This is a genomic window from Pokkaliibacter sp. MBI-7 (genome assembly GCF_029846635.1).
Classification (GTDB): Bacteria; Pseudomonadota; Gammaproteobacteria; order Pseudomonadales; family Balneatricaceae; genus Pokkaliibacter.
Genome location: NZ_JARVTG010000001.1, coordinates 2,175,001 through 2,200,078, shown reverse-complemented (window position 1 = coordinate 2,200,078; position 25,078 = coordinate 2,175,001). Strand labels below are relative to the sequence as shown.

Annotated in this window: 27 protein-coding genes and 1 rRNA gene (1 of these 28 cut by a window edge); 22 read left to right on the top strand and 6 right to left on the bottom strand. The window is 53.8% G+C overall.

Translation table 11 applies throughout. From position 1 onward, the window contains the following. Positions 1 to 24 precede the first annotated feature (24 nt). Entirely contained in the window at positions 25 to 711 is a 687-nt protein-coding gene (locus tag QCD60_RS09870; protein WP_279784749.1) for a YggS family pyridoxal phosphate-dependent enzyme, read from the bottom strand. Positions 712 to 787: 76 nt separating this feature from the next. On the opposite strand from QCD60_RS09870, the gene QCD60_RS09865 reads away from it, so the two are divergent. After that, the gene (locus tag QCD60_RS09865) at positions 788 to 1,825 is read left to right on the top strand and encodes a type IV pilus twitching motility protein PilT (RefSeq protein WP_104155103.1); all 1,038 of its coding nucleotides are present in this window, start codon (positions 788 to 790) and stop codon (positions 1,823 to 1,825) included. Positions 1,826 to 1,858: 33 nt separating this feature from the next. Here QCD60_RS09865 and QCD60_RS09860 read toward each other — a convergent pair whose 3' ends face one another. The 4 genes from QCD60_RS09860 to gpmI form a co-directional block, all read right to left on the bottom strand. After that, a complete protein-coding gene (locus QCD60_RS09860) occupies positions 1,859 to 3,109 on the bottom strand; it encodes a divergent polysaccharide deacetylase family protein (RefSeq protein ID WP_279784746.1) in 1,251 nt (416 codons plus the stop codon). Positions 3,110 to 3,214: 105 nt separating this feature from the next. Beyond that, positions 3,215 to 4,507, bottom strand: a complete 1,293-nt coding sequence (locus QCD60_RS09855) for a S41 family peptidase (RefSeq protein ID WP_104155102.1) — start codon at positions 4,505 to 4,507, stop codon at positions 3,215 to 3,217. Next, positions 4,500 to 5,696: a peptidoglycan DD-metalloendopeptidase family protein gene (locus QCD60_RS09850; protein WP_279784743.1), complete on the bottom strand. Its 1,197-nt coding sequence runs from the start codon at positions 5,694 to 5,696 to the stop codon at positions 4,500 to 4,502. The genes QCD60_RS09855 and QCD60_RS09850 overlap by 8 nt, the downstream gene beginning before the upstream one ends. 9 nt (positions 5,697 to 5,705) lie before the next feature. Continuing rightward, positions 5,706 to 7,247, bottom strand: coding sequence for a 2,3-bisphosphoglycerate-independent phosphoglycerate mutase (gene gpmI / locus QCD60_RS09845; protein ID WP_279784741.1), 1,542 nt, complete (start codon positions 7,245 to 7,247; stop codon positions 5,706 to 5,708). Between the two features lie 314 nt (positions 7,248 to 7,561). Here gpmI and QCD60_RS09840 point away from each other — a divergent pair, with 314 nt between their 5' ends. The 3 genes from QCD60_RS09840 to secB are packed head-to-tail and all read left to right on the top strand — an operon-like array spanning position 7,562 to position 8,745. Continuing rightward, positions 7,562 to 7,975, top strand: a complete 414-nt coding sequence (locus QCD60_RS09840) for a rhodanese-like domain-containing protein (protein WP_279784739.1) — start codon at positions 7,562 to 7,564, stop codon at positions 7,973 to 7,975. A gap of 15 nt (positions 7,976 to 7,990) precedes the next feature. Next, positions 7,991 to 8,248 (top strand): glutaredoxin 3, encoded by a 258-nt coding sequence (gene grxC / locus QCD60_RS09835; protein ID WP_104155036.1) that lies wholly within the window; start codon positions 7,991 to 7,993, stop codon positions 8,246 to 8,248. A 50-nt stretch (positions 8,249 to 8,298) separates the two neighbouring features. Then, complete coding sequence (gene secB / locus QCD60_RS09830; RefSeq protein WP_104155035.1) at positions 8,299 to 8,745, top strand: protein-export chaperone SecB; 447 nt, start codon at positions 8,299 to 8,301, stop codon at positions 8,743 to 8,745. Positions 8,746 to 8,812: 67 nt separating this feature from the next. On the opposite strand, the gene QCD60_RS09825 is transcribed toward secB, so the two are convergent. Continuing rightward, positions 8,813 to 9,619: an inositol monophosphatase family protein gene (locus tag QCD60_RS09825; protein ID WP_279784736.1), complete on the bottom strand. Its 807-nt coding sequence runs from the start codon at positions 9,617 to 9,619 to the stop codon at positions 8,813 to 8,815. A gap of 231 nt (positions 9,620 to 9,850) precedes the next feature. On the opposite strand from QCD60_RS09825, the gene trmJ reads away from it, so the two are divergent. The 18 genes from trmJ to QCD60_RS09735 form a co-directional block, all read left to right on the top strand. Then, entirely contained in the window at positions 9,851 to 10,582 is a 732-nt protein-coding gene (trmJ, locus tag QCD60_RS09820; RefSeq protein WP_279784734.1) for a tRNA (cytosine(32)/uridine(32)-2'-O)-methyltransferase TrmJ, read from the top strand. Positions 10,583 to 10,727: 145 nt separating this feature from the next. Next, positions 10,728 to 11,210, top strand: coding sequence for a Fe-S cluster assembly transcriptional regulator IscR (gene iscR, locus QCD60_RS09815; RefSeq protein WP_279784732.1), 483 nt, complete (start codon positions 10,728 to 10,730; stop codon positions 11,208 to 11,210). A 59-nt stretch (positions 11,211 to 11,269) separates the two neighbouring features. Next, entirely contained in the window at positions 11,270 to 12,484 is a 1,215-nt protein-coding gene (locus QCD60_RS09810) for an IscS subfamily cysteine desulfurase (RefSeq protein WP_279784730.1), read from the top strand. Between the two features lie 51 nt (positions 12,485 to 12,535). Then, positions 12,536 to 12,919: a Fe-S cluster assembly scaffold IscU gene (iscU, locus tag QCD60_RS09805; protein ID WP_279784728.1), complete on the top strand. Its 384-nt coding sequence runs from the start codon at positions 12,536 to 12,538 to the stop codon at positions 12,917 to 12,919. Between the two features lie 50 nt (positions 12,920 to 12,969). Beyond that, positions 12,970 to 13,293 carry an iron-sulfur cluster assembly protein IscA gene (iscA, locus tag QCD60_RS09800; RefSeq protein ID WP_279787905.1) on the top strand — a complete coding sequence of 108 codons (324 nt, stop codon included), beginning with the start codon at positions 12,970 to 12,972 and terminating at the stop codon, positions 13,291 to 13,293. A 50-nt stretch (positions 13,294 to 13,343) separates the two neighbouring features. Continuing rightward, positions 13,344 to 13,880, top strand: coding sequence for a Fe-S protein assembly co-chaperone HscB (gene hscB, locus QCD60_RS09795; RefSeq protein ID WP_279784726.1), 537 nt, complete (start codon positions 13,344 to 13,346; stop codon positions 13,878 to 13,880). A 19-nt stretch (positions 13,881 to 13,899) separates the two neighbouring features. Then, entirely contained in the window at positions 13,900 to 15,759 is a 1,860-nt protein-coding gene (hscA, locus tag QCD60_RS09790; RefSeq protein WP_279784724.1) for a Fe-S protein assembly chaperone HscA, read from the top strand. A gap of 8 nt (positions 15,760 to 15,767) precedes the next feature. Then, positions 15,768 to 16,106, top strand: coding sequence for an ISC system 2Fe-2S type ferredoxin (fdx, locus tag QCD60_RS09785; RefSeq protein WP_104155026.1), 339 nt, complete (start codon positions 15,768 to 15,770; stop codon positions 16,104 to 16,106). 5 nt (positions 16,107 to 16,111) lie between these two features. After that, positions 16,112 to 16,312 carry a Fe-S cluster assembly protein IscX gene (iscX, locus tag QCD60_RS09780; RefSeq protein WP_279784721.1) on the top strand — a complete coding sequence of 67 codons (201 nt, stop codon included), beginning with the start codon at positions 16,112 to 16,114 and terminating at the stop codon, positions 16,310 to 16,312. Between the two features lie 152 nt (positions 16,313 to 16,464). Beyond that, positions 16,465 to 16,872 (top strand): nucleoside-diphosphate kinase, encoded by a 408-nt coding sequence (gene ndk / locus QCD60_RS09775; protein WP_104155024.1) that lies wholly within the window; start codon positions 16,465 to 16,467, stop codon positions 16,870 to 16,872. A gap of 48 nt (positions 16,873 to 16,920) precedes the next feature. After that, complete coding sequence (gene rlmN / locus QCD60_RS09770; RefSeq protein WP_279784718.1) at positions 16,921 to 18,057, top strand: 23S rRNA (adenine(2503)-C(2))-methyltransferase RlmN; 1,137 nt, start codon at positions 16,921 to 16,923, stop codon at positions 18,055 to 18,057. A gap of 45 nt (positions 18,058 to 18,102) precedes the next feature. After that, positions 18,103 to 18,861 (top strand): type IV pilus biogenesis/stability protein PilW, encoded by a 759-nt coding sequence (gene pilW, locus QCD60_RS09765; protein WP_279784716.1) that lies wholly within the window; start codon positions 18,103 to 18,105, stop codon positions 18,859 to 18,861. Then, positions 18,858 to 19,925 (top strand): RodZ domain-containing protein, encoded by a 1,068-nt coding sequence (locus QCD60_RS09760; protein ID WP_279784714.1) that lies wholly within the window; start codon positions 18,858 to 18,860, stop codon positions 19,923 to 19,925. The genes pilW and QCD60_RS09760 overlap by 4 nt, the downstream gene beginning before the upstream one ends. A 29-nt stretch (positions 19,926 to 19,954) precedes the next feature. Further along, positions 19,955 to 21,223, top strand: a complete 1,269-nt coding sequence (hisS, locus tag QCD60_RS09755; protein ID WP_279784712.1) for a histidine--tRNA ligase — start codon at positions 19,955 to 19,957, stop codon at positions 21,221 to 21,223. A gap of 11 nt (positions 21,224 to 21,234) precedes the next feature. Then, positions 21,235 to 21,897 (top strand): tetratricopeptide repeat protein, encoded by a 663-nt coding sequence (locus QCD60_RS09750; RefSeq protein WP_279784710.1) that lies wholly within the window; start codon positions 21,235 to 21,237, stop codon positions 21,895 to 21,897. A 1-nt stretch (position 21,898) separates the two neighbouring features. After that, a complete protein-coding gene (gene bamB, locus QCD60_RS09745) occupies positions 21,899 to 23,041 on the top strand; it encodes an outer membrane protein assembly factor BamB (protein ID WP_279784708.1) in 1,143 nt (380 codons plus the stop codon). An 81-nt stretch (positions 23,042 to 23,122) separates the two neighbouring features. After that, the gene (gene der / locus QCD60_RS09740; protein ID WP_279784706.1) at positions 23,123 to 24,538 is read left to right on the top strand and encodes a ribosome biogenesis GTPase Der; all 1,416 of its coding nucleotides are present in this window, start codon (positions 23,123 to 23,125) and stop codon (positions 24,536 to 24,538) included. A 453-nt stretch (positions 24,539 to 24,991) separates the two neighbouring features. Next, positions 24,992 to 25,078 (top strand): 16S ribosomal RNA (locus QCD60_RS09735); it runs 1,456 nt beyond the window's last position.

Sequence of the window (25,078 nt, the reverse complement as noted above, 5' to 3'; positions counted from 1 at the left end):
GGGCATCAGGCATATTGCAGATCATCAGGCATAGTTACGGGCACCAAAGATGGCGGTACCGATGCGCACCCAGGTCGCGCCTTCCGCAATCGCCGCATCCATATCGTCGGTCATGCCCATCGACAGGGAGTCCAGCTGCGGCAGATCGTGCCGCAGTGCGTTGAGGGCCGTAGCCAGCTGCTGAAATGGCAGGCGTTGTTGTGCCGGATCAGTGCAGGGCGCAGGAATGCACATCAGACCACGTAACTGAATGTTCGGCAGGGCAGCGACGGTATGGGCCAGGGCGGGTAGTTCGCTGAGGCTGATGCCTGATTTGCTGTTTTCGCCACTGATATTGATCTGCAGGCAGAGGTTGAGCGGGGGGAGGTCTGCAGGGCGTTGTTCGCTGAGGCGCTGGGCGATCTTCAGCCGGTCAACACTGTGCACCCAGTGAAAGTGTTCGGCCACGACGCGGGTCTTGTTGGACTGCAGCGGGCCGATAAAGTGCCAGTCGATGGCCAGATCAGCCAGTGCCTGCACTTTATCCACGCCTTCCTGCACATAGTTTTCACCGAAAGCGCGCTGTCCTGCCTGCCACGCCTCACGCACTGCTTCGGCGGGCTTGGTCTTGCTGACCGCCAGTAGCTGTACGCTGCCCGGCTGACGACCGGCTGCTGACTCGGCAGCCCGGATTCGGCGATACACATCCTGAAGATTTTCGGCAATACTCATCTGCGAACTCTGTTAACCCGGTGTGCTCCAAGGGCCGTATTATTGCCCGTGCCACCCCTGATTGAAAGTGATCAAGATGGATATAACCGAGCTGTTGTCGTTCAGCGTCAATCAAAACGCCTCCGACCTTCACCTCTCTGCCGGGCAGCCGCCAATGATCCGTGTTGACGGCGATGTACGCCGTATCAAGATGGATCCGCTGGACAACAAACAGGTGCTGGAGTTGGCCTACTCCATCATGAATGACCGTCAGCGCAATAACTTTGAGCAGAATCTGGAGGAAGACTTTTCCTTTGAACTGCCCAATCTGGCGCGTTTCAGGGTCAACGTCTACAACCAGCATCGTGGTTGTGCAGCGGTCTTCCGTACCATCCCCAGCAAGGTGCTGACGCTGGACGATCTGGGACTGGGGCAAACCTTCCGCAAACTGTCAGAAAAGCCACGTGGTCTGGTACTGGTTACCGGTCCGACCGGCTCGGGTAAGAGTACGACCCTGGCAGCGATGGTGGACTACATCAATGAAAGCTTCCATCACCATATCCTCACCATCGAGGATCCGGTGGAATTCGTTCATGAACCGAAGAAAAGTCTGGTCAACCAGCGTGAACTGAATCGCGACACCCATAGTTTTTCCAACGCACTGCGCGCGGCCCTGAGGGAAGACCCGGATATCATCCTGGTCGGTGAGATGCGTGATCTGGAAACCATCCGCCTGGCGCTGACCGCAGCGGAAACCGGCCACCTGGTGTTTGGTACCCTGCACACCAGTTCGGCGTCGAAGACCATCGACCGTATCATCGACGTATTCCCGGCAGCAGAAAAAAGCATGGTGCGTTCGATGCTGTCAGAGTCGCTGGAAGGCGTCATCAGTCAGACCCTGCTCAAGCGTAAAGGCGGTGGTCGGGTTGCCGCCCATGAAATCCTGATTGGAACACCCGCGATCCGTAACCTGATCCGTGAGGATAAGGTGGCGCAGATGTACTCGGTGATTCAGTCGGGCTCCACCTTTGGCATGAAAACCATGGATCAGGCGCTGGCGGAGCTGGTAGCCAAGGGCGTGATCAGCAAGGAAGTGGCGAGGGTCAAAGCCAAGGCTCAGGAAATGTTTGCCTGAGCCTGATCGGCAAACAGTGTCAAAGCGCAGGCGTCACTGCGCTTTGACATCGAGTTCTTTCACTTCTTTTGACTGGGCGCTGGCAGCAGGGGCGGGGAAGGGGTTAACGGCAGGTGCAACAACGGCCTTGTCGGCGCTGTTTTCACTGCTGTGATCTGCAGCTTTGCTACTTTCGCTCGTTGAGCCTGATGTGGCCTGCAAGCCGCTATCCAGAGTCTCTGGCTGCTCCTGCCAATGACAGCTCAGGCGTTTACCGCGCAGACGCGTAGCATAGTGAACATCGCGCCAGCCCTGACAATTTGTGGGAGCGGGCAGGCTTAGCGGCTCCGTAACACTGATTGAAGGTGGGCTGACAGGTGCTGGTGCCGGCTCTGTAGCACTGGCCATCCTGATGGGTGTCGGTACGTTGTGTTTGCCGGGCTCCAGCCATGCCAGCAACTGCGTGGTACTCAGCTGACGATAGCCAGCTTTGTTGATCTCAGGCAGGCGACGCTTCAGTACTTCCAGTGTGGTTGGATAAGGGTGGCCAATCGCTACGGCATAACCGCGCTTCTTGGCCAGTTCCAACGCCTGATCCAGCTGTTTCTCGATATCTCTGGTTTTCTGACTGTCGTCGAGAAAGACATCGCGTTGCAGCCAGGGTACCTGATGTTTTACCGCCGCAGCGGTGGCAACAGACTTAGCCGTGGTGCGACTGTCCAGGAAATACAGGCCGTGCGGTTTGAGCGTATCCATCACCCAGCTCATTTGCTGTGGCTGCTCAGTCAGCAGGCTGCCCATATGATTGTTGACCCCTTCAACACCGGGAATTTCGGCAATATCGGCATTCAGGGTGCTTTCCAGCTGTTCGCGGCTCTGCTGCAGGGTTAATCCGCCCGGGCCAAGCGGAAAGTTGTGCTGGTTAGCCATCGGCGCATGGAGGATGACACCATGGCCTTTGCGTTTGGCGTTGATCGCCAGTTCGCGGGCGTGCGGTGTACCTGGGAGGAAAGCAAACGTCATTGGTCCCGGCAGATTCAGCGCCGCTGTGCCTCGCTCAAGGCTCTGTCCCATATCATCAATGATCAGCACCAGTACCGGGTGTTGCTGACCGGCAGGTATTGGCCGTGGCCAGCTGGGCGGTGTTAGCTTGGTGGGCGCTGCCAGTGTGGCTGCAGGTGGCTCAGTCGTTGAGTCATTCGGCAATGGCGTAATACTGGCAGCGGATGTGCCGCACGCCAGTGCCAGGCTCAGCGCCAGCCAGTGTCCTTTGGCCGTTTTTCCCTGAAATTCGAACGCGATCAAGAGTCGTACTTCTTTTATATCTGCGGATAAGGATGGCGTGTGTGAGGCGTTGAGTGAGGAGAAAGAGCGTTCTTTCCCATCACTCTGTGGTGCGCAAACCGCTGGTTAACGTTTGGCCAGTGACAGCGCCTTCAGCAGGTTGAACGACTCAAACAGTGGATAGTCACTTTCAATCAGATTGCTGATGGACTGATCATTGTTCTGCACGTTACCACCGGCATTATTCAGGTGGCCTTTGAGGTCGGCTTCCTTGATGCTGACGCCCTGTTCTGCCACAGGCGTCACCTTGACGTCATTCACCCGGATATCAGGGGTGATGCCCTCGGCCTGAATCGAACGCCCATTGGGAGTGAAGTACAGTGCGGTTGTCAGCTTGATAGCACTGTCACTACCGAGAGGCATGATGGTTTGCACCGAGCCCTTGCCAAAGCTGGGTTCGCCGAGAATCACGCCACGCTTACGATCTTGCAGGGCGCCGGCAACGATTTCCGATGCCGAGGCGGAGCCGCCGTTGATCAGCACAACCAGTGGCACTCCGCCGGTCAGATCACCGGGTTTGGCATCGAAATCGGCACGCCCTTCATCTTCACCGCGGCCTTGGGTGTAGACCACCAGACCGCCATCCAGGAACGCGCCAGCCACTTCCACTGCGGCTTGCAGTACGCCACCGGGGTTATTACGCAAATCCAGCACCACGCCACGCAGGCCTTTGCTTTTGGCATCATCTTTAAGACGTTTGAGGGCGCGGACCACTTCGTCACCGCTGTCTTCCTGGAACTGGGTGATGCGTACATAACCGTAGCTGTCATCATACAGCTTGTATTTCACGCTCTTGACGCGGATGACCGCCCGCTCAAGCACTTTGACGATGGGCTGGGTAACACCTTCACGCATCAGCGTCAGTGTTACCTTGGAGCCGGGCTTGCCGCGCATCAGGTTGATGGCATCGTTGACGTTCATGGTCGACACCGCCTGACCATCCACTTTGATAATCATGTCGCCTGCTTTGATGCCAGCCTTTTGTGCGGGGGTGTCATCAATCGGCGATACCACGCGAATCAGGCCATCCTGCTGGTCAACCTCAATACCCAGACCACCAAATTCACCACTGGTGCTTTCCTGCAGGTCACGGAAATCATCCGGGCTCAAATAGCTGGAATGGGGGTCCAGATTGGAAACCATGCCCTGAATGGCATACTGGATCAGCTGCTGATCACTGACTTCTTTGACGTAGTTCTGCTTGATGCGCTCAAAGGCTTCAGCAAACAGCCGTAGTGAGTCGATGGGCAGCGCATTGGCGTCCGCAGGTGTGTTAGCGGGAGCCGCCTGCGCGCTCAGCGGAATGGCCAGAGCCAGTGTCAGGGTGCTCAGCAGAGCACGTAGGGGTGTCTTAACCATTTTTGAACCAAGGCTGGGGGTCAGTCGCTTTTCCATCATGACGGATCGCAAAATATAAGCTGGATTCCTGTTGTCCACCGCTGCGCCCGAGGGTGGCGATGGCATCACCGGCCTGTACCCAGTCACCGGTGTCTTTCAGGAGGGTTTCGTTATGGCCGTAGAGGCTCATATAGCCCTGACCATGGTCAATAATCAAGAGCAGGCCAAAGCCTCTCAGCCAGTCGGCAAACACGACCCGACCGCTACTGACCGCTTTGACGGTAGCTCCGGTTGGGCCGCCGATGACAATACCGTCATTGCTGACATAGTCGCCACCGCGGCCAAAGCGCGACAGGACAGGCCCGTCCAGCGGTTTGGATAGCTTGCCCTTGAGAGCAGCAAAGGCGCCATTGCTCTGGCTCAATTTGGCAGCACGCAAAGATGCTTCAATTTGTGCCAGTACGGTATTCAGGCGACGCTGATCGGTCTGCAGACCTTCCAGGCGGTCAGACTCACGGTCCATTTTCTTGTTCAGTGCTGCCAGTGTGGTACCACGTTGCTCATACACCTTGGCGAGTTCCCGCTGGCGTGCTTCCATGCCGATACGCGCCTGATTCTGCTCGGTTTTTTTCTGCTTCAAATCCTGCTGGACCAGCGTCATCTGATCCAGCAGGTTCTGATAGGTGAAGAGTTGATCGCGGTGTGCCTGTTGCAGGCGGTTCTGATAAAACCATAGCCGCGACATCTCCGCTGCGTCATTCTGGCTGAGCAGCATTTTCAGCCGGTCATTACCCTGCCCGTTGATATAGGCGGAGCGCAACTGATGGGCAATGATGTCGCGCTGTTCAAGTCGGGAGGTATCAAGGGCTTTTTTTTTCTGCTCCAGCGCTTTGATCTGCGCTTCGATATCCTTGAGTTGAGCTTCCTGTTCGCGGATTTGCTGCTGCAGCTGGCCCATGTCGGTTTCACTGCTTTTGAGCTGTTTGAGCAGCGTTGCGCGCTCATCCTTGGCTGAGTCTAGCCAGCCCTGCAGCTTGGAGATATCCGTCTTGAGTTGTTTGATCTGTGCCTGAGTGGCGGTTTTGTCCTGATCGGTTGCTGCCTGCGTGGGCAGACTGCAGCAACTGGCCAGCAGCAGGGCAAACGCAACCAGCCGGCGCAGAGGCCAGCTGGCTGGGCAGCGTGAGATCAGCATGAGCAGGCTGGGCACGATGGAGTATCAGTCAAAATGCACCAGTGACTTGCCCTGCATTTCTGCAGGCTTTGGCAAACCCATCATGTCCAGCAAGGTAGGAGCCAGATCGGCCAGAGCGCCGTTGTCGAGGCTGACCTTGCGTGGCCCGGCATAGACCAGACCTACCGGGAACACGGTGTGAGAGGTGTGAGGCTGGCCAGTGCTAGGGTCCTGCATCATTTCGACATTACCGTGGTCTGCAGTGATCAGTACTTCGCCGCCCACATCGGCCAGTGCCTCCAGAACCTTGGCAAGACAGCTGTCGACCGCTTCTACCGCTTTTACCGCAGCATCATAGATACCACTGTGGCCAACCATGTCACCGTTAGCGTAGTTGCAGGCGATAAAATCAAATTTGCCGGAACGGATGGCCTCACAAAGCTTGTCGGTAACTTCAGGAGCACTCATCTCAGGCTGCAAATCGTAGGTCGCTACTTTGGGCGAGGGCACCAGGATGCGCTCTTCGCCGGGGTAGGTTTCTTCACGACCTCCGCTGAAGAAAAAGGTAACGTGGGCATACTTTTCTGTTTCAGCAATACGCAACTGGGTTTTGCCCAGATTGGACAGATACTCGCCCAGTGTATTGGTCAGGCCTTCAGGTGGATAGGCGCAGGGAATGTGCATGCTGGCGGCGTATTCGGTCATCATCACGAACTGCACCTGTGGCCGGGCTTTACGCTGAAAGCCATCGAACTCGTCACCTTCAATGAAGGTGCGGGTGATTTCGCGGGCGCGATCAGGGCGGAAGTTCACGTTGATGATGGTATCCCCATCCTCAAGGGTCGCGACCTGGCCGTTGTCGCCAACAATAGCAGTGGCTTTGACGAATTCGTCGTTTTCTCCGCGCTCATAAGCCGCTTTCAGGGCTTCCTGTGCAGAGTGAGCAGAATATTCCGCTTCGCCCAGGGCGATGACATTGAAGGCGGTCTCGACCCGATCCCAGCGGTTATCGCGGTCCATTGCAAAATAACGACCACAGAGGGAGGCGATGCGACCGACACCCAGCTTGGCCAGCTCGGCTTCGATGTATGCAATGGAGGATTCGGCACTGCGTGGTGGGGTGTCGCGGCCGTCAAGGAAACCATGAACGTAAAGTTTGGTCGCGCCGCGTTTAACGGCCAGAGCACAGGTAGCGGCCATATGCTCTTCATGGCTGTGTACGCCACCGGCGGACAGTAAACCGATGATATGGACTGCCTTGCCAGCCGCGACGGCTTTATCGATATTGTCGACCAGCGCCGCGTTGGTGAAAAACGTACCATCGCTGATGTCTTTGGTAATACGGGTGAGGTTTTGATAGACCACGCGGCCTGCACCAATATTCATGTGGCCGACTTCGGAGTTACCCATCTGACCCTCTGGCAGACCGACGTCCATCCCGGAGGTGGCAATTAGAGAGTGCGGATTGTTCTTCCACAGACCGTTCCAGACGGGGGCCTTGGCTTGGTTGAAGGCACTGGATTCGGTGTGCTCGACGCCCCAACCATCAAGGATAATCAAGGCCACAGGTTTACGTTGTGCAGTCATTACGGTCTCACCCTTCCTATCTACACCCGGCTTGGCTTTCGGGAGCTGGCGCTGGTGTTCATCGCTGGCATTGTACTCTGTAAAGGACAGCCTTCATACCGCCCTGGTGCGCAGCACAATGGCACTGTTGCCGTTAATGTGTGACTGCTATGACCGCATTACCAATAGCCTCTGGCTTATGGGGCAATAAGGAGGCTCTGCTGGTATGGCGGGATGTGCAGTGTATACTGACGGCCATCTTTTTTGGGGAGGCAGCGATGGTTGTCACGGTGGTAGCTATGCTGCTTCACGCCTTCTCTCGAGCGGACTGAAGTATGGAACGTTATATCGAATTTGTAATGAAACACTGGGAACTGGCAGTAGCCTTTGCGGCGGTGCTGGGTTTACTGCTGTGGACCGAAAAGCGTAAAGGCGGGCCATCGCTCAGCACGCAGCAGGCAACCATGCTGATTAACAAGGAAGATGCTGTGGTGGTCGATGTTCGCCCACGTAAAGAGTTTGAATCCGGACATATCGTCAACAGTATCAATATTCCCGCTGCTGACTTTGACAAACGTGCTGATGAACTGAATAAACATAAGGACAAACCCATTATTGTAGTATGTGCGATGGGGCAGAGTGCTGGTGCGAGCGCCAAGACACTGCAGACGCGGGGTTTCGCGCGCGTGATGAAGCTGTCAGGTGGTATCGCTGAATGGAAAGGGGCCAACCTGCCCGTGGTTCGTTAAGTGTTGGGAGGGAGCATGCAAGCTGTCGAAATCTACACGACCCGTTACTGCCCTTATTGCATTCGTGCCAAGCAGTTATTGCAGCATAAAGGCGTGGAATACAAAGAGATTGCCGTAGATGGTGATAACGCGGCACGCCAGGCAATGATGCAACGTGCCCAGGGTCGTCATACGGTGCCACAAATTTTTATCGGCGAGGCCCATGTGGGCGGCTGTGATGATCTTTATGCGCTGGAGCGTGCCGGAAAGCTGGATACCCTGCTGGCAGGCTGATACTCTTTGAGCGTTTTTTACCTCTGAACTGCTTAGTGTAAGGAATTCTCATGGCTGACGAACAACAAGCCCAACAGCCCCAGTTTGCACTACAACGCCTTTATCTGAAGGACGTGTCCTTTGAGGCGCCGGGTGTGCCGCTGGTATTTACCAAGGCTTGGGAGCCCAAGGTTAAGCTGGATCTGAATGCCGGTGCTAATCATCTGGCTGAGGGGCTGTATGAAGTGGTGGTCAGCGTTACTGTGACCGTACAGAATGCTGATGAGACTGCCTTCCTGGTGGAGGTAGAGCAGGCTGGCCTGTTCGTGGCTCGTGGTATTGAAGGTGATGCACTGGAGCATACCCTGCATGCATTCTGCCCTAACGTACTGTTCCCTTACGCTCGCGAAGCGGTAGACAGCCTTGTTGTTAAAGGCGGTTTCCCACCGCTGATGCTGGCGCCAGTGAACTTTGACGCGCTGTACGCTGAACAGAAAGCCAAGGCTCAAGTTCAGTAATTTCCAGCGTTTCTGGGCAAATAAAAAACGGAGCTTGTGCTCCGTTTTTTATTTGGATTTATCAGGCTCAAGCCTGCAGATCGCTGGCTGCGCTCTGAAGGCTTTGGGTCAGTGCCTTGAACAGTTTCGGGCTGGCTGCCATGACATGGCCACTATTGCGATAGCTGGGGTTGCCATTCAGGTCACCCAGCAGAGCGCCGGCTTCCTGCAGCAGCAGCGTGCCTGCATCCAGTTCAATTTCGTTGCGGTTCAGCATGACGATGGCATCCAGCTGACCTGCTGCCAGTGCTGCCATTTCCAGCAGGGCGCTGCCACACTGATAGACATGGGCGTTGCCCATCATCAGCTGGCGCTGCACATTCAGATAAGTGCTGAGCAGGTGGCGATTGCTGATGACGTTGTCAAAAGTAATGCCGATCAGGGCCTTGTCGAGCTGAGCGCGATTGCTCAGACGAATACGGCGACCATTAAGCTGCGCACCACGACCGCGGCTGGCAGTGAACTCGTCACCGGTTACAGGGTTGATGACTAGTACGTGTTCAACTTTGCCTCTGATCTTGGCGGTCAGTGACAGTGCAAAAGAAGGCAGGTTGCGGCTGTAATTCAGCTCACCATCCAGCGAGTTGATTGTCCATTCGGCTTCGATGTGCTCGCCCGTGGCGGTCTGGATAACGCCACTGGCGCGACCGTTGATGCTGTGCTGAGGAAATGCCTTGAGGATGGTGCGGGCAATGCTTTGCTCAGCACGTTGGCAGGTTTCCATAACGAACTTGTTGACGTCCTGTCCTTCGGCACGAACCAAGTCCAGGCGTTCAAGTGAGCGTACAAGGTTTTCAGAGGCAATACGCGCGGCGCGTAAAGCAATATTCAGCATGGGCTGCATGGCAACAATTTACCGAGAAAGACTTACCAAGAAGGACCGAATTACCAATGACCGACGATTGTGATATCCGACTCATGATATCGGGGCAAGTGCGCAAGTATAACAAACTTCTTTCGACTCGCATCTGCCAAAGTGTGTCGAATGCGCCAATGATGTCGTCCAGTGGCGCATCTTTTTTTGTGGTTTGCTACAATAGCGCGCCATTTTTGTTGAGGTTTGAAAATGCTTGAGCGCGTCCGCATTGTTCTGGTCAATACGTCATTGCCTGCCAATATTGGTGCGGCCGCGCGCGCCATGAAAACCATGGGGTTGGCGCAGATGGTGCTGGTGGCGCCAAAGATATTTCCAAGCCCCGAGGCGGATACGCTGTCATCCGGCGCTACCGATATCCTTGCTCAGGCACGAGTCGTTTCTTCATTGGATGAAGCCATCGCAGGGTGCCGGCTGGTCATCGGTACCAGTGCCCGGTCACGTCATATTCCATGGCCGTTGCTCAATCCTCGTGCGGCGGCGGCGCAGGCTTGGGCTGAGCTGCCCTCAGGTGAGGTGGCGTTGGTCTTTGGTCGTGAGGATCGGGGTCTGACTAACGACGAATTGCACAAGTGTCATTATCACGTGCATATTCCGACCAACCCTGATTTCAGTTCACTCAATCTGGCGGCTGCGGTTCAGGTGCTGGCTTACGAAATGCGTATGCGTAGTCTGGAAGATGATCAGGTGGAAGCACCCTTCTGGGGCGTGGATTGGGATATCGATGCCGCTCCTGCCGAAGATATTGAGCGCCTGTTCGTGCATCTTGAACAGGTGTTGGTCAAAGTCGATTTTCTTGATCCTGAAAATCCGAGGCAATTAATGACGCGCTTGCGCCGGCTGTTCCTGCGCTCGCGCCTCGACACTGTTGAACTGAATGTGCTGCGTGGCTTCTTGACGGCCATCGAAAAATCGTCGAAGTAATAACCTACTAAATTGCTCAGCTATATACTTGATAAAATTAGTCGGGATTAGCATAATACGTCCATCTTGGTGATTTGATGAGTCAGAACGCGGTCTGTGTTCTGGCTTGGTATAAAAGGCTTAAGGCGCGCCGGGAGCGAGCACGATGCGACTGACAACCAAAGGGCGCTATGCCGTCACGGCGATGCTGGATCTGGCATTGCACCGTGGCAAAGGTCCAACTAGCTTGGCGGATATATCGGAGCGTCAGGGTATTTCTCTGTCCTATCTTGAGCAGCTTTTTGCCAAGCTGCGTCGGCACGACTTGGTGAAGAGTGTGCGTGGCCCCGGTGGTGGCTATCAGTTGAGCCGTGAGCTTGAGAGTATCTTCGTGGCTCAGGTCGTTGATGCAGTCAACGAAACTGTGGATGCAACGGGCTGTGGCGGGCAGGGTGGCTGTCAGCAAATGGGAGAAACCTGCCTTACTCACCATCTATGGTGCGATCTGAGCGATCAAATTCATACTTTTTTGAGTGGCATTAGTCTGGCTGACTTAGTCTCGCGCCGTGAAGTGCAGGCCACCGCAGAGCGTCAGGATCGTCGCCATCAGAGCAGACAAATGAGTGCTGATCGAATTGCCGTGGGCTGATCAGCACCAGACCGTGATTTTGCTATTTGAGGAAGGGTTTCGGCCCTGGAGAGTTAAGCATGAAGTTGCCTATTTTTCTTGATTACCAGTCCACTACCCCCGTCGATCCTCGCGTTGCTGAGAAAATGGTTCAGTGTCTTACGATGGATGGTGTTTTTGGCAATCCGGCATCACGATCGCACGTATTTGGCTGGAAAGCAGAAGAGTTGGTTGAGCAGGCTCGTGATCAGGTAGCTGATCTGATTGGTGCCGACGCTCGTGAAATCGTCTGGACATCCGGCGCAACCGAAGCCAGTAACCTGGCAATCAAGGGCGCTGCGCACTTCTACCAGAAGAAAGGCAAGCACGTTATCACCTCCAAGATTGAACACAAGGCAACGCTGGACTCTTGCCGGCAGCTGGAGCGTGAAGGTTTCGAGATTACCTACCTGACGCCTAACGCGAATGGCATGATCGAGCCTGAAATGGTGGCAGAGGCGCTGCGTGATGACACGGTGTTGGTGAGTCTGATGCATGCCAACAACGAAATTGGCACCATTACCGATATTGCTGCCATCGGCAAACTGACGCGTGAGCGTGGCATTTTGCTGCATGTTGATGCGGCACAGAGCGTTGGTAAGATTCCTGTCGACGTTGAAGCAATGAATGTTGATCTGATGTCGCTGACCGCTCACAAGATTTATGGTCCCAAAGGCATCGGTGCACTCTATGTGCGTCGCAAGCCACGTGTTCGTATCGAAGCACAGATGCATGGTGGTGGTCATGAGCGCGGTATGCGTTCAGGCACACTGCCTACTCACCAGATTGTTGGTATGGGCGAGGCCTATCGTATTGCCAAGCTGGATATGGAAAAGGATGCCGCCCATGCCAGCGCGCTGCGTAACCGCCTATGGAATGGTGTTAAAGACATGGAGGCGGTGTACCTCAATGGCGACGCTGACCATCGTGTGGCAGGTAACCTGAATATCAGCTTTGCCTATGTTGAAGGTGAGTCGCTACTGATGTCGCTGAAAGATCTGGCGGTGTCATCTGGTTCGGCCTGCACGTCGGCCAGTTTGGAACCGTCCTATGTGCTGCGTGCGCTGGGTTTGAATGATGAGCTGGCACACAGTTCCATCCGTTTTGGTATCGGCCGTTTCACCACTGAAGAAGAGGTGGACTACGCCGTTGAATTGATTCGCAAAGCAGTAGATAAACTGCGTGAGCTTTCTCCCCTCTGGGATATGTATAAAGAGGGCGTTGATCTGAGCACGGTGGAGTGGGCTCATCATTGATGATGGGCAGCAATTGCTACGCACATTTCGGAGAAAGTTGAGGAGATTGATATGGCTTACAGTGACAAAGTAATCGACCACTACGAAAACCCCCGCAACGTTGGCAAGCTCGATGCGGCTGATCCTTCCGTGGGTACTGGCATGGTCGGTGCACCTGCCTGCGGAGACGTTATGCGTCTGCAAATCAAGGTCAATGAGCAGGGCGTAATTGAAGATGCCAAGTTCAAGACCTATGGCTGTGGTTCTGCCATCGCTTCCAGCTCGCTGGTTACCGAGTGGATGAAAGGGATGACTCTGGATCAGGCGGCTGAAATCAAAAATACCTCTATCGCGGAAGAATTGGCCCTGCCTCCGGTCAAGATCCATTGCTCGGTATTGGCTGAGGACGCCATCAAGGCAGCCATTGAAGATTATCGCGCTAAGGTTGCGAAGTGATTTGACTGTGACAGTGCCAGCTTTGCTGGCACCCAGGAGAGCGAGTGGAAATGGGCATAAGCATGACAGAAGCGGCCGCGCGCCATGTCGATCGCTACATCAAAGGGCGTGGACAAGGGCAGGGGGTACGCCTCGGTGTGCGAACCTCTGGTTGTTCCGGACTGGCTTACGTTCTGGAGTTTGTTGATCGGCCTGATGACACGGACGAAGTTTTCGAGTCGTTTGGAGTAAAAGTGTTCATTGATCCTAAAAGTCTGGCTTACCTTGATGGTACCGAGCTGGATTTCGTCAAAGAGGGTCTGAACGAAGGCTTTAGGTTTAACAACCCAAATGTACGTAGCGAATGCGGATGTGGTGAAAGCTTTAACGTCTGAGTTAACAGACGTTATGAGTTCCCCTTGTTTTTTAGTCAGTGAAGCCTGCCATGGACTTTCGTCAGAACTACTTTGAACTGTTCGGTCTGCCGTTGTCTTTTGCGGTGGATCAGGTGGTCTTGCAGCAGCGGTATCAAGAGTTGCAGAAAAGTCTGCACCCGGATCGCCATGCTGCAGCCAGTGCACAGCAGCAGCGTATGGCACTGCAGTATGCCACCTATGTGAATGAGGGATTAGCTACGCTAAAGTCACCTCTGAAGCGTGCCGGGTATTTGTTGCAGTTGGCTGGTCTGGATGCGAGATCAGAATCCAACACCACCAAAGACGTCAACTTCCTGATGCAACAGATGGAGTGGCGCGAAGCCTTGCAGGATGCGAGTGCTGCTACCGACCCCTTTGCAGTGCTGAACGGTGTTCGAGATGAAGTCGGGCAAGCACGTGACGGGTTATATCAACGCTTTGTCAGCGCCTGGCAGCAAGGGGACGCGGATTCCCTCGCTCAGGCGCACGAATACCATCGCCAGCTGCAATTCATGCATAAGCTGCTCGACGAAGTTGATGCCATGGAAGAACGGCTCGACGACTAATCATCATTAAGGTATTGCCGTGCTACTGCAGATATCAGAACCGGGCCAAAGCCCACAGCCTCATCAAAGCAAGCGAGCGGTAGGTATTGACCTGGGGACGACCAATTCCCTGGTAGCTACCGTACGCAGCGGTGAGCGAGTCACCCTGGCCGATGAGCAAGGCAGGGATATCGTTCCTTCTATTGTGCGCTATGCCGAAACCGGTATTGAAGTGGGTGAGGTTGCGCGAGCAGCCATGGCTATCGATTCGGAAAATACTCTGTCATCAATCAAGCGCCTGATGGGGAGGGGTGTTGCTGATGTTGACAGCTCGACGCTTGCTTATCAGCTGGAAGCCAGTGATTCAGGTATGCCCTATGTGCGTACGCGGGCAGGTCTGGTCAGTCCGGTGCAGGTCTCTGCCGAGATTCTGAAAACCTTGGCAATGCGTGCCAGGGCTTCGCTAGGTGGTGAGCTGGACGGTGTTGTGATCACCGTGCCAGCATACTTTGATGATGCTCAGCGTCAGGCGACCAAAGACGCTGCTCGACTGGCTGGTTTGCAGGTGCTCCGTCTGTTGAATGAACCTACGGCAGCCGCTGTCGCCTATGGGCTGGATGAGCAGGCAGAGGGGATCATCGCTGTCTATGATCTGGGCGGTGGTACCTTTGATATTTCCATCCTGCGCCTGCACAAGGGTGTGTTCGAGGTCATGGCCACAGGCGGTGATTCGGCGCTGGGTGGTGACGATTTCGATATGGCTATCGCGCGTTGGGCAGTGACGCAGTGGCAACTGCCTGAGACTGAGCTGTCAGGGCGGGACTGGCGCCTGCTGCTGCAGTCTGCCTGTGCCGCCAAAGAGCAGCTGGCTCAGCATGAAGAGGTACAGCTGCAGCCTGCGCTGCCTGGAATAGAGTCAACACTGGTGCTGACCCGCCAACAGATGAGTTATTTGCTGGATGGCTTGGTGCAGCGCACGTTGCGAGCCTGTCGCAAAGTCCTGCGTGATGCGGGTATCTCTGCCCAGGAGGTGAAGGACGTCGTGATGGTGGGTGGCTCTACCCGCACCTTGTATGTGCGTGAGCAGGTCGCAGTCTTTTTTGATCGCCAGCCACTGACCTCTATTGATCCCGATAAGGTAGTAGCACTGGGCGCTGCCGCCCAGGCCGATATTTTGGTCGGTAACAAGCGCGATGCTGACATGCTGTTACTGGATGTGATTCCGCTGTCTCTTGGTCTGGAGACGATGGGTGGTTTGGTCGAGCGTGTTATTGATCGGAATACTGTGATTCCGGCTGCCCGCGCGCAGGAGTTCACGACTTTCCGCGATGGTCAAACGGCGATGATGATTCACGTGGTGCAGGGTGAGCGTGAGCTGGTTTCTGATTGTCGCTCTCTGGCGCGTTTTGAGCTGCGAGGTATTCCTCCTTTGGCTGCAGGTGCAGCACGTATTCGCGTGACGTTTCAGGTGGATGCAGATGGCTTGTTGAGTGTGGCTGCAGAAGAGCTGTCTACCGGCGTCAGTAGCAGTGTCGTGGTCAAGCCCTCCTATGGGCTTTCCGAAGATGAAATCGGGTCGATGTTGAAGGCGTCCTATCAGTTTGCTGAAGTGGATATGGCCGCACGGGCCCTGCGAGAGCAACAGGTTGAGGCGGATCGTCTGCTGGAAGCGCTGGACAGTGCCTTGGAAGCTGATCAGGCGCTTCTGTCTGCAGCGGAGTTGCAGGCAATGCGCGAAGGTATGACGCAGCTGCTGACGTTACGCCAGCAGACACAAGATCACACTGCCTTGTCGGCGGCGATTGAGGCTTTGAGCCAGAGTACCGATTACTTTGCTGCCCGACGCATGGATCGCAGTATTCGCGATGCGCTGGCAGGCCATCGTGTAGATGAGTTTTGAGGTGATAGATGACACAGATTATTTTCCTTCCCCACGAAGAAGTCTGCCCAGAAGGCAAGGTGATCGAAGTTGAGCCAGGTGTGTCGATCTGCGATGCAGCGCTGCGTCATGGCATTGAGATAGAGCACGCGTGCGAGAAGTCCTGTGCCTGTACCACCTGCCATGTCATCGTCCGCGAAGGTTACAGCAGCCTCAACGAGGCAGATGAGCTGGAAGAGGATATGCTCGATAAGGCATGGGGTCTGGAGCCCGATTCGCGATTGAGTTGTCAGGCTATCGTGGGTGACACGGATCTGGTTGTGGAGTTGCCCAAGTACACCCTGAATCACGCATCAGAGCGTCATTGAGGAGCATGGCTATGCACTGGACTGATGTACAAGATATCGCCATTGAGCTGGCTGAGGGGCATCCCGATGTGGATCCCCAATATGTTCGATTTACCGATTTGCATCGCTGGGTGTGCGAGTTGGATGGATTTGAAGATGATCCTGAGCGCTCCAATGAAAAAATTCTTGAAGCGATCCAAATGGCCTGGATCGAAGAAGCGCGTTAGACCCTGTGATGCATGATACGATGTTGATTGCACGCCGCCCGCTATTGCGGGCGTTTTGTTTTTGTGGATAACCCTACTCAGGGTAAAGGCTCTCACGTATAATGCCCGGTTTAACTTCCAACCCCTAATCAAAGCATTTGCTGGAGAGAAAAATGGCTATCGAACGTACCCTGTCCATCATCAAGCCTGACGCAGTTAAAAAGAATGTAATCGGTGAAATCATCACGCGTTTCGAGCGTGCTGGCCTGAAAGTTGTGGAAGGTAAACTGGTTACTCTGTCTCGTGAAGATGCCGAAGGCTTCTATGCTGAGCACAAAGAACGCGGTTTCTTCAATGACCTGGTATCTTTCATGACTTCTGGCCCTGTTTTTGTACAGGTGTTGGAAGGCGAAGAAGCCATTGCTAAAAACCGTCAGATCATGGGCGCGACCAACCCTAAAGAAGCGGCTGCCGGCACTCTGCGTCATGATTACGCAGATTCTATCGATGCCAACGCTGTACACGGTTCTGACTCCTCTACTTCAGCTGCTCGCGAAATCGCTTACTTTTTCGGCGGCTGATTCCCGGGTGGGTTAGTCCACCTTTGACTGATTGAAATGACTTGCCCCATGAACGAACAGAACACCAAAGTAAATATTCTCGGCTACTCTTTGCCAAAGCTGATTGCTTTCTTTGAGAGTCTGGGTGAAAAGAAATTTCGTGCCATTCAGGTGCTGAAGTGGATTCACCAGCGTGGGGCGAAGTCATTCGACGATATGACGGATATCAGCAAGAGCCTGCGTCACAAGCTTGAACAGGTTGCTGAGATTCGCGATCCGGAAGTGATCTATCAACACTTTTCCAAAGACGGTACTCGCAAGTGGGTGGTTCGTGTCGGTGAAAGCAACTCAGTAGAAACTGTGCTGATTCCCGATGGTGACCGAGCTACGTTGTGCGTCTCGTCACAGGTCGGCTGTTCACTTGACTGCAGCTTCTGCTCCACTGGTAAGCAAGGGTTCAACCGTAACTTGTCTGCTGCAGAGATTATCGGCCAGCTGCGTGTCGCCATTGGCTCCTTTGGTCCGTTTGATCCTGCGGGTGATCGCCGCGTGACCAATGTGGTGATGATGGGAATGGGTGAGCCACTGATGAATTTTGACCCGGTGGTAGATGCCATGAGTCTGATGATGGAGGACAACGCCTATGGTTTGTCCAAACGTCGGGTAACGCTGAGCACCGCAGGAGTAGTGCCTATGCTGGATAAGCTGGGTGACGTGACGGATGTTTCTCTGGCGGTATCCCTGCATGCACCAACCAATGAACTACGTGACAAGATCGTACCTATCAACAAGAAATACCCTATTGAAGAGCTGGTCGCTGCCTGTAAGCGCTATCTCGACAAGTGTGATGACAAGCGCGGTATTACCTTTGAGTACACCATGCTGCGGGGCGTTAATGACCAGCCCGAGCATGCCAAAGCACTGGTGAAGGTATTGCGGCAGGTACCCTGTAAACTGAACCTGATTCCGTTTAATCCCTTCCCTAACTCGGGTTATGAGCGTTCTACGGACGAAGCGATCAAGGCGTTCCAGAATTATGTTTCCCATGCCGGTATCGTCACTACCGTGCGGACTACCCGTGGTGATGATATCGATGCAGCCTGTGGTCAGTTGGTAGGTAAGGTTGATGACCGTACCCGTCGCAGCGAGCGCTATATTAAATTGGTTGATCAGTCCTTGACGGTTCGTGATAACCTTGGGATCTGAGTCAGCCTGATAATCGTTGTTATCTTAACCAGTAAGGAGTAGTGGATGCGCCACACAGCATGGATAGGACTGCTGACCATGTGTTTGCTCCAAGGGTGTGCCACTACTTCTAATCCTCCAAAACCTTCTGCTAAAGAACAGCGCGAACAAGCTGTGCGTGCTGCCCAGGCTTATGTGCGTCTTGGTCTGGGGTATCTTCAGGCCGGCCGGCCTGAATCCGCTATCAAACCTCTGCAACGTGCTAAAGAGCTGGATCCGAACGATGTAGAAGTACTGAATGCCTGGGCCATGATGTATGCCGCCCAGGGTGAGCAGGGCTTGGCTGAGCAGACGTTTGATCAGGCTATTGCCCGCTATCCTGCCGATGCGCGGCTTCACAACAACTACGGAGCGTATCTGTTTTCAGTGGGCAAGGCTCAGCAGGGGTGTGCACAGGTCAAGCTGGCCGCAGAGGATCCTCTCTACACCCAGCGTGCTCAGGCGTTTGAAAACCTGGGGCGCTGTGCTTTAATTCAGGGCGACTTGGCGGGCGCTCGAGACAACTTAAATCGCGCGGTCAAGCTGTCGCCCATGTCGCCACAGACATGGTATGCCCTTGCTCAGGTAGACATGAAACTATCAGATTCTAAGCAAGCTGCGATCGATTTTTCCTTTTTTAATCGTTTGGTAAAACAAGGCTATGCGAAGCACAACCCGGAGACGCTGGCTCTGGGAAGACGCATTGCTGAACAAAGCGGCAACAAGTCACTACTTGAAGAGTTGAATGCGTGGACACAGCCTGTAACCCCAGGAGCCTCGGAGTGAACGAGACAGATGATCTTTCAGCTGGCCTGAGTCCTGATGGTATTTTTCCCGGCAATTTGCTGCGTGTGGGACGTGAGCGTCTGGGGCTTTCACTAGATGATGCTGCACGCCAACTGCACCTGACTAAATTCTATGTACAGGCGCTGGAAAGTGGAGACTTTTCGCGCCTGCCCAAACCGCCCTTTGTCAGAGGGTACATCAAGGCGTATGCCAAGCTTCTTGGGCAGCCGGAGCATATCTGGCTTGGCCCGTATGAGCAGATGGTAGGTGTGCAGGAGCAGCCTCGCATCGCTCCTCTGCCTAATGTAGGTAAAGTGAAGCGTCAGGCGCGTATTACGGACCCGTTGATGCGGATACTGACTGTCCTGTTCTTGCTGGCGCTGGCGGTATTGTCCTTGCTCTGGTGGAAAGAGCAGCACCAGTTCACTAATCCTAGCGAAATATTCCATAACCTGATCAGCAAAATTACTGTCTCCACACTGGAGGGGGACAAGCAGATCGTGCTAGCTGACCCGGCAGAAGAGAATAACAGTGTGCCCTTGCCGCTGAGTGCCGGTCAGACCAATGCCTCAGTGATAGGTAACAATGAGTCAGCACCGACAGCTACTTCCAATGAGGTCGCTGCGAATAATGTTGTCCCTCCTACTGATACGGTAAACACGGAGTCTGCAGTGACAGCATCTGCCGCTCCCGTTGGCTCTTCTGCTGATGTCGCAGTTGCTACTGAGCCAGGTGCAACGAGTGATCAGCAGGTTGCTGATGACGACATGTCGAACACTGCCGCTCCGGCACAAAATGTGCCTGCAGGGCCTCCTGGGACAGATTATGTGGTGATCAAATTCAAGTCCGACTGCTGGTTCCAGCTTCAGGATGGGGATGGCAAACGGTTACTGGCTGCTATCAAGTCCACTGGTGATGAAGTCGCCATGCATGTGAAGCCACCGGTGCGTCTGGTGATCGGATATATGCCTGGTATCGAATCCATCAGTATCGATAGTCATGCAGTCGATATCAGTCAGTACGCTGGACGTGATGTCGTACGTATGACATTGCCGCAAAACTGAATCCATTTATCTGTATTGGGGAAAACGCTTTGGCAAAGATTCAAGCCATTCGCGGGATGAATGACGTACTGCCACAAGACTCGGTCGTTTGGCAGTATCTCGAAGCGCAAGTGAAAGATGTGTTGGATGCCTATGGCTACAGTGAAATTCGTATGCCTGTGGTGGAATACACCCATCTGTTTAAGCGCTCCATCGGTGAAGTGACGGATATCGTCGAAAAGGAAATGTATACCTTCGAGGATCGCAACAACGAAAGTCTTACATTGCGCCCAGAAGGTACCGCTAGCTGTGTACGCGCAGCGGAAGAGCATGGCTTGCTGTTCAATCAGACCCAGCGTCTCTGGTATCAGGGGCCGATGTTTCGTTATGAAAAGCCACAGAAGGGGCGCTACCGACAATTCCATCAGATTGGTGTGGAAGCTTTTGGTATGTCGGGAGCCGAGCTGGACGCTGAACTGATTCTGTTGACTGCAAGGCTATGGAAGTCGCTTGGCCTTCTTGAGCAGGTCACTTTGGAGCTCAACTCGCTCGGCAGCAGTGAAGCCAGAGCTCAATATCGTCAGGTACTGGTGGACTACCTTGTCCAGTTCGAAGCTCAACTGGATGAGGACAGCAAACGCCGCCTTGCCAGCAACCCACTGCGTATTCTGGATTCAAAAGATCCGAATACTCAGGAGATTTTGCGTCAGGCACCCATGCTTGAAGATTACCTTGATGAGGAATCCAAAGAGCACTTTGCTGAGCTTTGCCACATTCTGGATACCAATGGTATTCACTATGTTCTGAATTCCAAGCTGGTGCGTGGCTTAGACTATTACAATCGAACGGTTTTTGAGTGGACTACCTCGTCGCTGGGTGCGCAAGGCACTGTCTGTGCCGGTGGTCGTTATGACGGACTGGTTGCTCAGTTGGGCGGTAAGAGTACTCCCGGGGCAGGTTTTGCTATGGGAGTTGAACGCTTGGTGCTGATGCTGGAGACCCTGCAGCTAGTGCCTGAGTCTGCTCGCCAGAGGTTGGATGTGTATCTTGCTGCGGAGCATAAAGGTCTGCAGGCTGCTGTGATCAGTCTGGCCGAACAGCTGCGCGCTGCCATCCCTGGGCTGCGCTTGCGTAGCCATTGTGCAGGTTTGAAGAACATCAATGCCAAAGCACAGCAAGCTGGTGCAACGCTGGCCTTGATCGTCAAACATAATGGCGAAGCGTTGTGCGGTACGCTCTGGCAGGATGGTTCACCGCAAGAAGTAAATGCAGAAAGTTTTGTGGCAGCTATAGTCGCGGCGCTCAATAAGCAAGTATAAGGAATAGCCCTGTGAGTGAACTGAGAACCGAAGAGGAGCAGCTTGAGCTGATCCGTAATTGGTGGAAAGAAAACGGTAAGTCGCTGATTTTGGGTGTGGCTGTCGCTGCTGCTGCGGTAGTAGGTTGGAAAGCATGGCAGCATCATCAGCAAACATACTACGGCAATGCCTCCGCACTTTATCAAGGCTTGGTGCAAGGAGTAGAAGCTGCACAGGGTGGCAAAGCCAGTAACGAGCAGTTGGCTACCTATGAGCATGTTTCAGAGCAGTTGAAAAAGGATTATGCCGATACCAGCTATGCGCGATTCGCTGCGCTACTGCTCGGTAAGGTCTATGCCGATGCAGGGCAGCTTGATAAAGCTCAGAGCCAGTTGCAATGGGTACATGATCAAGAAAGTACTACTGATATTGGCGAGTTGGCAGAGCTACGTCTGGCTCGTGTTCTTTTTGCAGATCAAAAGGGTGCTGAGGCGCTCGGAATGCTACAGGATCACGGTGGCCTATATGCCCCGGAACGGGCGGAGCTGCGTGGTGATATTCTGAGCCAGCAAGGTAAAGCTGCTGAGGCACGTCAGGCTTATCAGGAAGCCCAGGCTCTTTATCAGGAAGCTGGACGGCAGAGCCCGGTGCTGGCGATGAAGTTGGATGATCTCGCCGTAGCAAAGGGAGCATGATATGGCATGGCGTAACTACACGGCTGTTCTCCTGGTTTCATCAGTGTTGTCTGGCTGTAGCCTGTGGCAGGGTACTCCAGAAAACGAGCCTGCAGAGCTGCAATCTATTGATGCAACACTGAAGATCAAATCTGCCTGGCATGTAGACGTTGGCTCAAGTAATACAGAAGAAAAGGTAGGTCTGACCCCGGCACTGAGTGAAACGTCGGTATTTGCTGCGACCAATGAAGGTGTGGTTGCTGCCTACGATCGGGAAAGTGGTAAGCAGCTCTGGAAACGGGACTTGGAAGCACGTATCAGTGGCGGAGTAGGCTTCAACGGTGACCTGGTTGTGGTCGGTACGTTAGATGGCCAGCTGTACGCGCTGGATGCAGCCTCCGGTGAAACCCGCTGGCAGATTGATGCACCAACAGAAGTATTGTCTCCGCCTCAGGGTAGTAGCAGCATTGTGGTCGTGCAGTACATTGACGGAAGCCTGATTGCCTATAATGCGCTTGATGGTAAACAAGTCTGGCGTTATGACAGCAATGCGCCGTCTTTGACTCTGCGTGGAACGGCCTTCCCGTTGGTGTTCAACAATGCAACCATTGCCAACTTTTCCTCTGGCAAGATGGTGCTGTTGACCAATGACACTGGCGCAACCGTTTGGGAGCAGCGTCTGGCTATGCCCAAGGGACGCTCTGAGCTGGAGCGTGTAGTGGATGCACAAGGGCGCCCTGCGTTTATGGAAAATGTGCTCTACAGCGTTACCTATCAAGGTGATCTGACCGCATTGGATGCTTCTTCAGGTCGGGTGTTGTGGAGCAAGCCATTCTCCAGTGCTAAAGGTGTTGCGGTAGATTCGACGTCAGTTTATGCGGTTGATGACGAAGGTGATGTCATGGCATTCGACCGTAATAACGGTGCTGTGCTGTGGAAGCAGGATGCATTGAAATACCGTGGACTGGGTACGCCAGTGATCTGGGGGGATGTGCTTGCCGTGTCTGACTTTGAAGGCTATGTGCATATTCTGTCCCGCTTTGATGGCCGCTTCATGAACCGCTATCAGGTTGATAGTGACGGTGTTGGCGGCGATATGCAGTCTGTTGGTCAGAGTTTATATATACTTGGCAACAGTGGTCGCTTGGAAGAGCTGCAGTATTAATTGCAGCTATTGAACATACACAGGCGGCCGTCGACTGACGGCCGTTTGTTTTTCTGAATTCGCTAAAATGGTTTTACACCGATGAATCCTGTCGTTGCTTTAGTGGGGCGCCCCAATGTTGGCAAATCCACACTCTTCAACCGTCTGACACGTACAAATGATGCGTTGGTAGCGGATATGCCAGGGGTGACCCGCGATCGTAAGTACGGCGAAGGACGTATAGGTGACCGTGCTTATATTGTGGTAGATACCGGTGGTATCAGTGGCAATGAAGACGGTATTGATGCCGCTATGGCCGGACAGTCGCTACAAGCCATTGAAGAGGCTGATGTAGTACTGTTTTTGGTGGATGCGCGTGCTGGGCTGAATCCTGCTGATGAGTTGATCGCAGATCATTTGCGTCGCCTGAACAAGGCTGCTTGGGTGGTCGTCAACAAGACTGATGGTATGGATCCTGATGTAGCCATGGTGGACTTTCATGGTCTGGGCTTGCAAGGGCCTTTGCCAATTGCGGCGGCTCATGGGCGCGGTATTCGTAGTCTGATTGAAGTGACTATGGCTGACTACCCGGTTGTCGAGGAGCAGGAACGGCTTCTGGAACTGGAAAGCCGCGGTATTCGCATAGGTGTGGTGGGGCGTCCTAATGTTGGCAAGTCCACATTGGTCAATCGGATGCTGGGCGAAGATCGGGTAGTGGTATATGACCATGCAGGGACTACGCGTGACAGCATCTATATCCCCTATGTGCGTAATGATCAGGATTACACGCTGATCGATACGGCAGGGGTGAGGCGTCGCCGCAGTGTGAATGAGGCAATCGAAAAGTTTTCTATCGTCAAAACATTGCAGGCAATTAAAGACTCCCATGTTGTCATCTGTGTGCTGGATGCGCGCGATGGTCTGTCCGAACAGGATCTGCATTTGATCGGATTCGTCATCGAGTCAGGCCGAGCACTCGTCATTGCAGTCAATAAATGGGATGGCATGACACAAGAGCAGAAAGATGAAATCCGTCGCCAGTTGGATCGTCGGCTGGTATTTGCGCATTTCGCCGACATGCATTTCATTTCTGCTCTGCACGGCACTGCTGTGGGAGACCTGTATAAATCAGTTAATGAGGCATATGCCTCGGCGATGCACAAATGGTCTACTAGTCGGTTGACTCGCCTGTTGCAAGATTGCGTGCAGGACCATCAGCCACCGATGGTAAAAGGACATCGCATCAAGCTGCGTTATGCTCACCAGGGTGGCTCCAATCCTCCCTTGTTTATAGTGCACGGTAATTCAACTAATGATCTGCCAGGTGCTTATCAGCGTTATTTGGAAAACCGCTTTGCACAGGTGCTGAATATTAAGGGAACACCCGTGCGATTCAGTTTTAAAAGCAGCGACAACCCATTTGCAGATAAGCCCAAAACTAAGACAGCAAGACAGCTGCGCGATGAAGCGCGTCAGCGTCGCTTGGTGCGGAATATCAAGCGAAGCGAAAAGCGTTGATTTAAGGCTTTCTCTTCATATGTTGCACATAAGGCCCTTCGGGGCCTTTTGTGCATTTGGTGGTTGGCTTTTAGATGTTTTGCTTTTTGTTTGGAAGAGTGTTGACAGCCTCGCGGAAGTGCCTATAATGCGCCCCCACTGAAGACGCAGCGACACGCTGAGTGCTTCGGAAGAGAAAAGAAGATGTTCAAATTCAGAGACTTAGTCGGTAACGGCGAAAGTCGAAGAAAACGGTAGTGAAAACACTGCTTGACATCTTCCGGCGATTCGATAGAATGCGCACCTCTTCTTCACTGGTGGTTGCGATCACCAGCTGCTCTTTAAAAATCAATCGGATAATTCGTGTGGGCACTTGTTCCTGACTCGACAAAATAGTCAGAGAACGATGCTCAATTCGTTGAGTAATGTGGATCTCTGAGCCAAGTTTGGTGCACTTAAAGCACCGTATGATTTGAACTGAAGAGTTTGATCATGGCTCAGATTGAACGCTGGCGGCAGGCCTAACACATGCAAGTCGGGCGGTAGCACAGAGAAGCTTGC

What these genes read in the sequence shown, in the direction of transcription:
- QCD60_RS09870 (WP_279784749.1), bottom strand. Translation starts at nt 711, where the DNA reads ATGAGTATTGCCGAAAATCTTCAGGATGTGTATCGCCGAATCCGGGCT.
- QCD60_RS09865 (WP_104155103.1), top strand. Translation starts at nt 788, where the DNA reads ATGGATATAACCGAGCTGTTGTCGTTCAGCGTCAATCAAAACGCCTCC.
- QCD60_RS09855 (WP_104155102.1), bottom strand. Translation starts at nt 4,507, where the DNA reads ATGGTTAAGACACCCCTACGTGCTCTGCTGAGCACCCTGACACTGGCT.
- gpmI (WP_279784741.1), bottom strand. Translation starts at nt 7,247, where the DNA reads ATGACTGCACAACGTAAACCTGTGGCCTTGATTATCCTTGATGGTTGG.
- QCD60_RS09840 (WP_279784739.1), top strand. Translation starts at nt 7,562, where the DNA reads ATGGAACGTTATATCGAATTTGTAATGAAACACTGGGAACTGGCAGTA.
- grxC (WP_104155036.1), top strand. Translation starts at nt 7,991, where the DNA reads ATGCAAGCTGTCGAAATCTACACGACCCGTTACTGCCCTTATTGCATT.
- secB (WP_104155035.1), top strand. Translation starts at nt 8,299, where the DNA reads ATGGCTGACGAACAACAAGCCCAACAGCCCCAGTTTGCACTACAACGC.
- QCD60_RS09825 (WP_279784736.1), bottom strand. Translation starts at nt 9,619, where the DNA reads ATGCTGAATATTGCTTTACGCGCCGCGCGTATTGCCTCTGAAAACCTT.
- trmJ (WP_279784734.1), top strand. Translation starts at nt 9,851, where the DNA reads ATGCTTGAGCGCGTCCGCATTGTTCTGGTCAATACGTCATTGCCTGCC.
- iscR (WP_279784732.1), top strand. Translation starts at nt 10,728, where the DNA reads ATGCGACTGACAACCAAAGGGCGCTATGCCGTCACGGCGATGCTGGAT.
- QCD60_RS09810 (WP_279784730.1), top strand. Translation starts at nt 11,270, where the DNA reads ATGAAGTTGCCTATTTTTCTTGATTACCAGTCCACTACCCCCGTCGAT.
- iscU (WP_279784728.1), top strand. Translation starts at nt 12,536, where the DNA reads ATGGCTTACAGTGACAAAGTAATCGACCACTACGAAAACCCCCGCAAC.
- iscA (WP_279787905.1), top strand. Translation starts at nt 12,970, where the DNA reads ATGGGCATAAGCATGACAGAAGCGGCCGCGCGCCATGTCGATCGCTAC.
- hscB (WP_279784726.1), top strand. Translation starts at nt 13,344, where the DNA reads ATGGACTTTCGTCAGAACTACTTTGAACTGTTCGGTCTGCCGTTGTCT.
- fdx (WP_104155026.1), top strand. Translation starts at nt 15,768, where the DNA reads ATGACACAGATTATTTTCCTTCCCCACGAAGAAGTCTGCCCAGAAGGC.
- iscX (WP_279784721.1), top strand. Translation starts at nt 16,112, where the DNA reads ATGGCTATGCACTGGACTGATGTACAAGATATCGCCATTGAGCTGGCT.
- ndk (WP_104155024.1), top strand. Translation starts at nt 16,465, where the DNA reads ATGGCTATCGAACGTACCCTGTCCATCATCAAGCCTGACGCAGTTAAA.
- rlmN (WP_279784718.1), top strand. Translation starts at nt 16,921, where the DNA reads ATGAACGAACAGAACACCAAAGTAAATATTCTCGGCTACTCTTTGCCA.
- pilW (WP_279784716.1), top strand. Translation starts at nt 18,103, where the DNA reads ATGCGCCACACAGCATGGATAGGACTGCTGACCATGTGTTTGCTCCAA.
- bamB (WP_279784708.1), top strand. Translation starts at nt 21,899, where the DNA reads ATGGCATGGCGTAACTACACGGCTGTTCTCCTGGTTTCATCAGTGTTG.
- der (WP_279784706.1), top strand. Translation starts at nt 23,123, where the DNA reads ATGAATCCTGTCGTTGCTTTAGTGGGGCGCCCCAATGTTGGCAAATCC.